This window comes from Roseixanthobacter finlandensis (assembly GCF_043195105.2).
Lineage (GTDB): Bacteria > Pseudomonadota > Alphaproteobacteria > Rhizobiales > Xanthobacteraceae > NCEH01.
The window spans coordinates 4,814,349-4,825,000 of the sequence record NZ_CM195536.1 but is presented as its reverse complement, the minus strand read 5'-3'; the positions used below and the strand labels follow the sequence as shown (position 1 = coordinate 4,825,000).

The 10,652-nt window shown below is 68.8% G+C and carries 6 protein-coding genes (1 of these 6 only partly in view); 3 read left to right on the top strand and 3 right to left on the bottom strand.

Going from position 1 to position 10,652, the window contains the following annotated elements; genetic code table 11:
• A protein-coding gene (locus V5G24_RS22530) for an acetyl-CoA C-acyltransferase (RefSeq protein WP_394086210.1) crosses the window boundary here: on the bottom strand, positions 1-438 show its start. 756 nt of this gene lie to the left of the window's left edge; only the first 438 of its 1,194 coding nucleotides appear in the window; its start codon is at positions 436-438; the stop codon falls past the left edge of the window.
• A gap of 28 nt (positions 439-466) precedes the next feature.
• A complete protein-coding gene (locus tag V5G24_RS22525; RefSeq protein WP_394086209.1) occupies positions 467-1,762 on the bottom strand; it encodes an MFS transporter in 1,296 nt (431 codons plus the stop codon).
• A 162-nt stretch (positions 1,763-1,924) separates the two neighbouring features.
• Here V5G24_RS22525 and V5G24_RS22520 point away from each other — a divergent pair, with 162 nt between their 5' ends.
• A complete protein-coding gene (locus V5G24_RS22520; protein ID WP_394086208.1) occupies positions 1,925-2,527 on the top strand; it encodes a TetR/AcrR family transcriptional regulator in 603 nt (200 codons plus the stop codon).
• A 32-nt stretch (positions 2,528-2,559) separates the two neighbouring features.
• Here the strand turns inward: V5G24_RS22520 and V5G24_RS22515 are convergent, their stop codons facing one another.
• Entirely contained in the window at positions 2,560-3,828 is a 1,269-nt protein-coding gene (locus tag V5G24_RS22515) for a dicarboxylate/amino acid:cation symporter (RefSeq protein ID WP_394086207.1), read from the bottom strand.
• Positions 3,829-4,124: 296 nt separating this feature from the next.
• Here V5G24_RS22515 and V5G24_RS22510 point away from each other — a divergent pair, with 296 nt between their 5' ends.
• Together V5G24_RS22510 and V5G24_RS22505 are read left to right on the top strand one after the other, a co-directional pair.
• Positions 4,125-6,173 (top strand): autotransporter assembly complex protein TamA, encoded by a 2,049-nt coding sequence (locus tag V5G24_RS22510; protein WP_394086206.1) that lies wholly within the window; start codon positions 4,125-4,127, stop codon positions 6,171-6,173.
• Positions 6,173-10,501 carry a translocation/assembly module TamB domain-containing protein gene (locus tag V5G24_RS22505; RefSeq protein ID WP_394086205.1) on the top strand — a complete coding sequence of 1,443 codons (4,329 nt, stop codon included), beginning with the start codon at positions 6,173-6,175 and terminating at the stop codon, positions 10,499-10,501. Before V5G24_RS22510 ends, V5G24_RS22505 begins: the two co-directional genes overlap by 1 nt.
• Positions 10,502-10,652 lie beyond the last annotated feature (151 nt).

Below are 10,652 nucleotides of genomic sequence, written 5' to 3'. Positions count from 1 at the left end.
ATGGTCGAGCACCTGGGCATGGCCGGCACGATAGCCGGCGCGCGCCTTGGGCAGCAGATAGGGCGCGTTCGACATGGATTCCATGCCGCCCGAAAGCACGATCTCCGCCGAGCCGGCCGCGATCAGGTCATGCGCCAGCATGGTGGCCTTCATGCCGGAGCCGCACACCTTGTTGATGGTGGTGGCACCGGTGGCGTCGGGCAGGCCGCCGCCGCGCGCGGCCTGCCGGGCCGGCGCCTGCCCTTGGCCGGCGGGCAGGACGCAGCCCATCAGCACCTCGTCGATGCGCTCGGCCGGAAGGCCGGAGCGCTCCAGAGCGGCGCGGATGACGTGCGCGCCGAGCTGCGGCGCCTCGACGGGTGCGAGCGCGCCGAGAAAGCGGCCGAGTGGCGTGCGCACAGCGGAAACGATGACGATGGGATCAGAAAGCGCGGGCATGATGCAGCCTCCGTTGCGAGCCGAGGGTCTATTCGGCGGGAACCGGGGCGGGGATGATGTCCGCGCCCCGGCGTTTGAGCGTGACCAGCAGTGCCGCGGCAATCAGGCACAGCGCGCCGGCAATGAAAAAGGCCGGCAGATAGCTTGCGAGCACGGTGCGCGAGACGCCGGCGCCGAATGCCGCCGCCGCGGCACCGATCTGATGGCCGGCGAAGATCCAGCCGAACACAAGGTTCGCCTTTTCCCTTCCGAAACGCTCGGCGGTCAGCTTCACCGTCGGTGGCACCGTGGCTACCCAGTCGAGCCCATAGAACACCGCGAAGAGGGAGAGGCCGTAGAAGGTGAAATCGGAAAACGGCAGATACAGCAGGGAGAGGCCCCGCAGGCCGTAATACCAGGCCAGCAGCCAGCGGTTGTCATAGCGATCGGAAAGCCAGCCCGAGCCCACCGTGCCGATGAAGTCGAACACGCCGATCAGCGCCAGCATGCCGGCCGCTCTCACCTCGGGCACCCCGAAATCCGCGCACAAAGGAATGAGATGGGTCTGGATCAGGCCGTTGGTACTGGCGCCGCAGATGAAGAACGTCGCGAACAACACCCAGAACATGCGGGTTTTCGCGGCAAAGCGCAGCGCCTCCAGCGCCGCAGCGGCCACCGATTGGGACGGCCCGGCCGGTGCGGGGGAAGGCTTCGTGTCGCCATAGGCGCGGAGGCCGAGGTCGGACGGCCGGTCGCGCATCAAAGCGAGCACCGCAAGCCCGGCGACGACGAGCATGATGCACAAGAGCGCCAGCGCGATCCGCCAGCCGTAATGCTCCGAGAGCATGGCAAGCGCAGGCATGAACACCAATTGTCCCGTGGCGGAACTCGCCGTCAGCAGGCCGATCACCAGCCCGCGCCGGTGGGAGAACCAGCGGGTGGCCACCGTCGCGCCCAGCACCAAAGCGGTCATACCGGTGCCGAAGCCGACCACGACGCCCCACAGCAAAATCAATTGCCATACCTGCGTCATCGCGAGTGAAAGCAGCAGCCCGCCCCCGACGAGGCCGAGCGAGCACAGCACGATACGGCGCAGGCCGAAGCGGTTGAGCAGCGCCGCCGCGAATGGACCCATGAGGCCGAACAGAAGCAGCCGCACCGCCATGGCGGCGGAAATCTCGGAGGTGGACCAGCCGAACTCGCGTTGCAGCGGCAGCAGCAGCACGCCCGGTGCTCCCACCGCGCCGGCCGCGCTTAGCATGGTGAGGAAGGTGACGCCGGCGATCACCCAGCCATAATGAATGTTGCGGGACGCGAGATAGGCGGCGAGGCGGTTTGACAGCATCAGAACGGCTCCGCGACGTCGATGGCACGTCGCAAGGATCAATGATGACGTGCATCATGTTTGAAGATAGAGTATGTCCATCATGATTAAAGTCAAGCCGACCGTTCCTCGCGCCGTGCATCCCTGCCGGCCGAGGTATGTGAGGGAGGGGAGGGTGTCCCTGTGAAGGTTTCCAAGGAAAAGGCCGCCGCGCATCGGGCCGCGATCATCGCCGCGGCCGCGCGGCTATTCCGCGAGCGCGGGTTCGATGGCGTCGGCGTGGCGGAGATCACCCGCGCCGCCGGCCTTACCCATGGCGGCTTCTATGGCCATTTCGCTTCGAAGGATGCGCTCGCCGTCGAGGCGTTCGATGCCGCCTTCGCGCGCAGCGTGAAGCGCATCGCCGCGCGCGCCGCTCCCGGGGGCGGGGGCTTGCCGCGCTATCTGGACTCCTACCTCTCGGCGGCGCATCGCGACGCCCCGCAAGAGGGCTGCCCCATGGCCGCCGTGGCGACCGAGGTGGACCACCAGGACGCCACGGTGCAGCAGGGCTTCGCCTCGGGCATCGCGGCCTATATCGCCGCGTTCGAGAGCCTGTTGCCGGAGGACGGCGAGGGGAACGGCACGAACCGAAGGGCGCGGGCCATGCTCATGGTTTCCGCCCTGGTGGGCGGCATGGCGCTCGCCCGCGCGGTCGCCAAGAGCGATGCGGCCCTATCCAAGGAGATACTGGCGGGCGTTCACGCGCAATTGCTCGCGCTCGCGCAGCCCGCGGCCTGCGCCTGAACGCCGCCGCGGGGGGTGGAAAGCGCGCGCCCTCAGGCCGCCGCCGCCAGTTCCTCATCCTCGTCGGTGGTGCCGGCATCCACATTCTCGCCTTCCCATTTGGCGACCACGGTGGTGGCGATGCCATTGCCGAGCACGTTGGTCGCCGAGCGCCCCATGTCCAGAAACTGATCTACGCCGAGCACCAGCAGCAGCCCTGCCGCCGGCAGGTGGAACATTTCCAGCGTCGCGGCCACCACCACCAGCGAGCCGCGCGGCACGGCGGCCATGCCCTTGGAGGTGATCATCAGCGTCAGCAGCATGACGATCTGCTGGGTGGTGGAAATCTCGATGCCATAGGCCTGGGCGATGAACATCACCGCGAAGGTCGAATACATCATCGAGCCGTCGAGATTGAACGAATAGCCGAGCGGCAGCACGAAGCTGATGATCTTCTCGCTCACCGGTACCTTTTCCAGCTGGCGCATCATGCTGGGATAGGCGGCCTCGCTCGACGCGGTGGTGAAGGCGACCACGAACGGCGCGCGCACCAGGCTCACCACCCGAAGCGCGGTCTTGCCGAGGATCACATAGCCCACCGCCACCATCACCAGCCACAAGATGAACAGGCTGAAATAGAACGAGGCCATGTAGCGGCCATAGCTCAGCAGAATGCCCGGCCCATGCTCGGTGATAGTCGCCGCCATGGCTGCGAACACCGCGATGGGGGCAAGCGCCATCACATAGCCGGTGATCTTCAGCACCACGTGGGAGGCTTCCTCGATCAGGCCCACGAGCACCTTCGCCTTGTGCCCGGCGGATGCTGCGGCGAGGCCGAACAGGATCGCGAACACGACGATCTGCAACACCTCGTTATTGGCGAGCGCGCCGACCGCGCTGTCCGGCACCGCGTGCTTGATGAAATCGTGCAGCGAGAAATTCGCCTCCTGCACGCCGGTCGCGGAATTCGCCGCCGGCAACGGGATATTCAGCGCATGGCCGGGCTGGAGCAGGTTCACCATGATGAGGCCGATGAACAGCGACACCAGCGAGGCGGTGATGAACCAGATCATCGCCTTGCCGCCCACCCGGCCGATGGTCTTCATGTCGCCCATGTGCGCGACGCCGGCCACCAGCGAGGTGAACACCAGCGGGCCGATGATCATCTTGATCAGCCGCAGGAAGATTTCGGTCAGCAGGGAGATGTGATCGGCGATCTGGCGCGCCGTGTCGGGATCGGGCCAGAGCCGATGATTGGTGTAGCCGACGACGATGCCCAGCACCATCGCGATGCCGATATAGACCGTGAGTTTGTGCTTCACGCCGTCCCCCAATCCCCGGCCGGCGTCCATGCGCCGGCTGCCCCCCACAGGCTTGGCGAAAGTCGCATTCCCCTTGAATTGTGTCGAGCCGTTTGCGCGGCGAACAGGCCCGTGCACACACTGTCCGCGCCAGGGTGGCCAAAATGGCACGCGAGCAATTCCAGAGCTTTAGCTTCATCAAACGTTAAGCGCGATCGCCCCCGGCGGATGGACGCGCACCGCCCGCCCCGGTACAATGCACGGGAAAAAGGGAGGCTGACGGGCGGTACATTTTGCGGAATGCTCCACGGCGGCCAATGTCGCGAAACATTGCCCCTTGCGCGGCGGCGCTCCGCGGGTCCTGCCTTTCCGGCCTTCTGCTGCTGGGATGCTTTTTCACGCCCGCCGCCCTGGCGCAGGCGACGCCCGCCCAACCCGCGCAGTCTCCCCAATCTGCGCAGTCTCCCCAACCCGCGCAGTCCGCCCAACCCGCCCAGGATGATAACGCCGCCACCTTCTTCGACCGCGCCATGGCCTGGTTCGATCCCGACCGCGCCAAGGACGAGGCGCCAGCGGCGGATGCGGTGCCTTATACCGTCACCTTCGACGTCACGGGCGATGCCGCTCTGCAATCCAACGTATCGGGCGCCTCCAATCTCGAATCCCTGAAGCGCAACGCGCCCTCCGGCGCCGCCGGCCTGGTGCGGCGGGCGTTGGCGGATCGCGACCGCATCATCGCGGCGCTCTATGCCGAGGGTTATTATGCCGGCACGGTGACCATTCTCGTGGCCGGCCGGCCGCCCGACGCGCTGGACGTGTTCCCCGCCGTGGATGCGGCGCGCGCGGCGGGTCCGGTGCCGGTGGTGGTGCGCGTGGCGACGGGCCCACGCTTCACCTTCGGCACCATTTTGGTGCTGGATGCCGCGACCAAGCGTCCCCTCGCCGAGGCGCCGCCGCCGCGCCGCCTGCGGCTGATCGCCGGGGAACCCGCGCGCTCCACCGCGGTGCTGGGCGCCGAGGGCACCATCGTCGCCGCCCTGCGCGATAGCGCCCATCCGTTCGCCAAGGTGGTGGGCAAGGACGTGGTGGCCGACCATGCCGGGCACAGGCTGAACGTGACCTTCCTGGTTGCGCCCGGACCCGTGGCGACCTTCGGGCCCTTCACCGTGGCCGGCACCAAGACGCTGAAGCCGCAATTCGTGTCGGAGCGCATCGAGATCCGCCCCGGCGAGCCGTTTTCGCCCGCGCGCCTCGCGGCCCTGCGCAAGCGCCTGCTGACCTTCGAGATCATCGGCGGCGTACGGTTCAAGGAGGCGGACCGGCTGAACGCGCAGGGCCAATTGCCCATCGAGGTGGAGATCAGCGAGCGCGACCCGCGCTATGTCGGCTTCAGCGCCAAATATTCCAATACCGATGGCTCGGCGGCCAATGTCTTCTGGGGCCACCGCAATCTGTTCGGCGGCGGCGAGACGCTGCGGCTCGACGGGCAGGTGTCCTGGTTCGGCAAGGAGCCGGATTCGGTGCCGAACGCCGACCCGTTCGGCTATCGCTTCGCCGCGACCTTCATGAAGCCCGGCATCATCACGCCGAACGACGATCTCGTGGCCCAGGCGGCGATCCTTCGGGAAGTGACCAATGCCTATGTGCGGCAGGGCGAGACCTTCGTCGGCGGCATCCGCCATCGCTTCGACGATACGCTGAACATTCAGCTGGGCGTGGACCTGGAGCAATCGCAGGTGGAGAACGCCATCGGCCTGCGTGACTACACCATCGTCGGCGTCCCCGTCGAAGCCAATTACGACACCACGGATTCGCTGTTGGACGCCTCGCGCGGCATCCGCGCCAGCGCCACCGTCGAGCCGTTCGCCCTGTTCGGCCAGTCCGGCGCCGGCCCCGTGCTGATGAAGGGCTCGATCGCCGCCTACCACGCCTTCGACGAGGACAAGCGCTATATTCTCGCCGGCCGGGTGCAGGCCGGCTCCATCGTCGGAGCGGATTTCTATGATGCCCCGCCGCAGCGCCTGTTCTATGTGGGCGGCGGCGGCACGCTGCGCGGCTATGACTACCAGTCGGCGAGTCCGCGCGATGCTTTCGGCGACATCATCGGCGGCCTCAGCTTCTTCGCCGCCTCGGTGGAGGCGCGCATCCGCGTCACCGACACCATCGGCATCGTGCCGTTCCTCGACATGGGCGCGGCCTTCGCCTCGGAGACGCCGGACCTTGCGGAACTGCAATATGGCTATGGCATCGGCCTTCGCTATTATACCGCCATCGGCCCGATCCGACTGGATCTGGCCTTCCCCGTGAATCCGCAGGTGGCCGGCACCCATTACGGCCTCTACGTCAGCCTGGGGCAATCCTTCTGATGGCGATTTTCTCCCGCATCCTCAAAGGCATTGCCCTGGTCGTCTCGGTCGCGCTGGTGGCGCTGGTGGCGTTCGCCCTGCTGGCCTTCGGCATCGTGCAGACCCCGCCCGGCAAGGCCTTCCTCGCCCGCTTCGCTTCCGAACTCGCCTCCAGCAACGGGCTGCGGGTGACGATCACCGGCCTGACCGGCTTCGTGCCCGGCGACATCGCGCTCGCGCGGGTGGAACTGGCCGATCCGAAAGGCAATTTCCTGGAGCTGGAGGACCTGCGGCTGCGCTGGTCGCCGCTCGCGCTGCTGTCGGGAACGGTGGATGTCTCCCTGGTGCAGGCGGCGCGGGTGAACGTGCTGCGCGCGCCCGATCTGCCCCCGTCCGCCACGCCGGCTTCGCCCTCGGACACGGGTGGCGGCATGGCCTTGCGCGTGATCGTGGACCGCCTCGCGCTCGACCGCATCGACCTCGCCGAGCCGGTCCTGGGCCGCAAGGCGCAATTGCAGTTCGAAGGCGGCCTGCGCCTGATGGAGCCCGCCAAGGGCATTTCGCTCAAGTTCGACCTGGAGCGGCGCGACGAGCCGGGCTCGGTCGGCGGCTCCATTCGCTATGTGCCGGAGGCGCGCACGCTCGACCTCGACCTCACCGCCCGCGAGCCGGCCGGCGGCCTCGTCGCCCGCATGGCGGCGCTGGAGGGGCTGCCGCCGCTGGACGCGCAGGTGAAAGGCTCCGGCCCGCTGGAGAAATGGAGCGGCACCCTCAACGCCACCGCCGGTTCGGTACTGCGCCTGGAGGGCACGGCAGATGTGGTGGCGCAGGGCACCTCCCATCTCGCCACGCTCGCCCTCACCGGCGATCTGCAAAAGGCGCTGCCGGCCAATGTCGCACCCCTGTTCGCGGGCCGCACCGAGCTTGCTGGCGCGGTGCTCGTCGATCCCGCGCTGACCGTCTCGATCCGCCGGTTCACCCTGGCCTCTGCGGGGCTCTCGGCCTCCGTGGGCGGCACGTTCCAGACCGCAGAGGGGACGGCGGATGTGAATTTTTCCGCCACAGCCGGGAATGCGGCGGCATTCTCCGCTCTGCTGCCCGGTATCGGCTGGAGCGCGCTTTCGGCGGACGGGACGGTGAACGGCCCGCTCGCCGCGCCGCGCGCCCGGCTCACCGCCTCCGCCCGCACTCTGACGGGCGCCGGCTATGGCGCGCAAACCCTGACCTTGACGGCCCGGACCGCCGATGATGGCAACGGCGGCCTCACTTTCCGCGCCGATGCCACCGCCGATGGCTTGTCCGCCGCCGACCCCGCCGTCGCCAAGGCGCTCGGCCCGCGCGGCACGCTGGCGCTGTCCGGCGTGCTGCCGCAGGCCGGCGCGCCCGAGGTGCGTAACCTCGCGGTGGCGCTTTCCGGCCTCGATCTGAAATTCGCCGGCCGCGCGGGCGTGGACATGATCGACGGCACGCTGAACATGCCGCGCCTCGATCTCGCGGCCCTCGCCCCGCTCGCCCACCAGCCCCTGCGCGGGGTGGTCGCCCTCGATGCGGATGTGAAGCGCGCCGGGCCGGGCGGCGCCATCGCCTTGAAGCTGAACGGTTCCTCCCGCGACGTGGAGACCGGCATCGCCGCTGCCGACGGCCTTGTGGGCGGCGCGGCGCAGGTGGCGGGCGGCCTCTCCTATGCGCCGGACGGCGCGGTGACGGTGCAGGACCTCAAGATTGACGCCGCCGGCATTGCTCTTGCGGTGAATGGCAAGGTGGATCGCCGCGCCGCCGACCTCATCGGCGAAGTGGCCTTGCGCGACCTCTCCCGGCTGGATTCGCGGCTCGAAGGCGCGGCCAACGGGCGTGCGGCCTTCTCCGGCACGCTCGATACCCTCAATGTGGTGGCGCGCCTCTCCGTGGATCAGGGCAAGGCCATGGGCCAGCCGATCTCCGGCCTCACATTGGATGCGGACCTCAAGGATCTCACCGGCCGGATCGGCGGCACGGCGCGCCTCGCCGGGCAAGTGGGTGGCAAGCCGGCGCGCGGCGCGGCCACCCTCGCCACCGGGGCGGACGGCAGCCACGCCTTGAGTGGCCTTGATTTCGCGGTGGGTTCGGTGAGCGCCCAAGGCGCGCTGACCGCCGCCGCGAGCGGGCTTCTGACCGGGCAATTGTCCTTCTCCGCCGGCAATCTTTCGGATGTGTCCGCCTTCGCCCTCACCGAGCTTGCCGGCAGCGCCCAGGGCACGATCGTGCTGGACGAGATGTCCGGCACCCAGCGCATCGCTTTGCGGGCGGACCTCGACAAGGTGGTCGCGGCCGGCCAGCAGGTGCAGAATGCGCGCATCGACCTGTCCATCGCCGATCCGCGCGCCGGCACCGGCGCCCTGCGCGGCACGGTGGATGCCACCGGCATTTCCGCAGGCTCGCTCCAGGTGTCGCGGGTGCGCATCGTCGCCAGCGAGGCCGGCGGCGGCACCGCATTGACGCTGAACGCCGATGCCCAGGGTGCCACCATCGCGGCGGCTGGACGGCTGACTGCCTCGGCGCAGGAACAGGCGTTCCGCCTCGAGACGCTGCGCATCACCCGCGCCGGCACCAATGTCGCGCTGTCCGCACCCGCCACGGTGACGGTTCGTGACGGCACAGTGGCGGTGGACCGCTTCGCGCTCGCCACCGGCGGGGGAACCGTGACCGTGCAAGGCAGTGCGGGCGATGCGCTCGACCTCACGGTGGATATCCGCGCCCTGCCGCTCGCGCTCGCGGCGCTGGCCGATCCCGCGCTGAACCTCTCCGGCACGCTCAACGGCAGCGCGCGCATCACCGGGCCCGCCACCGCCCCCACGGGTCGCTATGATCTCGCCGTGCTGCGCGCCACCAGCCCCGACATCGCGCGCGCCGGCGCCGGCCCGTTCGATTTGCGGGCCAATGGCACGTTGGCGGGGGGCGGCGTGCGCATCGCGTCCACCATTTCCGGCCCGGCGCTCTCCGGTGTTGCCATCAATGGCACGGTGCCGTTCCAGGGCAATGGGCTGGACCTCTCCATGCGCGGCAATATCTCGCTCGCCATCGCCAATGCGCTGCTCGCCACCTCCGGCGCGCGGGCGAGCGGCACGGCGGCGGTGGATGCGAATGTGCGCGGCTCCCTGGCCGATCCGCGCGCCGGCGGCACCGTGCGCATCAGCGGTGGGCGTTATGAGGATGCGGTGAACGGGGTGACGCTGGATCGCATCCAGGCGGTGGTCACCGGCACCGACCGTTCGGTCACGCTCTCTTCCTTCCAGGCGGCGACGCTCAATGGCGGGACGATCCAGGGCAACGGGTCCGTGACGCTCGATGCCGCCGCCGGCTTCCCCGGCCGGCTCGACCTGACGCTGAACAATGCGGGCCTGGTCAACAGCGAGATCGTGCGCTTCGTCGCCGACGGGCAGATCGCCATCGGCGGGGCGTTCGCCACCCGGCCCACCATCGGCGGGCAGATCAATGTGCGGGCGCTGGACATCAACATTCCCGACCGCCTGCCGGGCGGGGCAAGGGCGCTCAACGTGCGGCATGTGAACGTGCCGCCGGGCAAGACCTTCACCGTGCCGCCCGCGCCCCCACGCCGTCCCGCCGGGCAAGGAGGGCAAGGGACCGGGCAAGGCTCGCGCGCGGCGACCTTCCTGGCGAGCCTGGATCTTACGGTGAATGCGCCCAACCGCGTGTTCGTGCGCGGCATGGGGGTGGATGCAGAGCTTTCCGGCACGCTCAATGTGCGCGGTACCAGCGCGGCGCCGGTGACGGTGGGCGGGTTCGAACTGCTGCGTGGGCGCTTCGACATCATCGGCCGGCGGCTCGATTTCACCCGTGGCCGCGTGACCTTCAACGGCACCACCGATCCCGACCTCGATTTCATCGCCGAGAGCACGGCCAATGACGTGACCGCCCGCGTCACCATTTCCGGCCGGGCCTCGCAGCCGGAAATCGCCTTCTCCTCCACCCCGACCCTGCCGCAGGACGAGGTGGTGGCGCGCCTGCTGTTCGGCCGCTCCGCCGGCCAGCTCAGCGCCGGGCAGGCGTTGCAGGTGGCGCAAACCGTCGCCACCCTTTCGGGCAGCGGCAATGCCGCGCTCTCCTCGCTGCGCCGTTCGCTCGGGGTGGACAGCGTGGACGTGGGCACCAATGCGGCCGGCACCGGCGGCCAGTTCGGCATCGGCAAGCGGTTGAACGACCGGATCTATCTGGGCGTGCGCCAGGGCACGACCTCCGGCTCCAGCGCCGCCACCGTCGATATCGACATCACCCGCAACATCCGCCTGCAAGGGGCGACCGGGGCCGATGGCGGCACGGAAGTAGGCATCGGCGCCCAGTGGGATTATTAGGGTTTTCCGTGCGCTGGGTCGCCTATCGCCAAAATGTTTCACGTGAAACAATGGTTTAGCGCGGACGAATAGCGGTTTTGTGGGGCCTCTCCGTGCCTTTCCGGCCGATGACACCGGCTTTTCGGCCGAACGTTCGCCGCAGATGAATCCG

Excerpts from the sequence above, each read along its gene's own strand:
- V5G24_RS22525 (WP_394086209.1), bottom strand. The coding sequence starts at position 1,762 with ATGCTGTCAAACCGCCTCGCCGCCTATCTCGCGTCCCGCAACATTCAT.
- V5G24_RS22510 (WP_394086206.1), top strand. The coding sequence starts at position 4,125 with ATGTCGCGAAACATTGCCCCTTGCGCGGCGGCGCTCCGCGGGTCCTGC.
- V5G24_RS22505 (WP_394086205.1), top strand. The coding sequence starts at position 6,173 with ATGGCGATTTTCTCCCGCATCCTCAAAGGCATTGCCCTGGTCGTCTCG.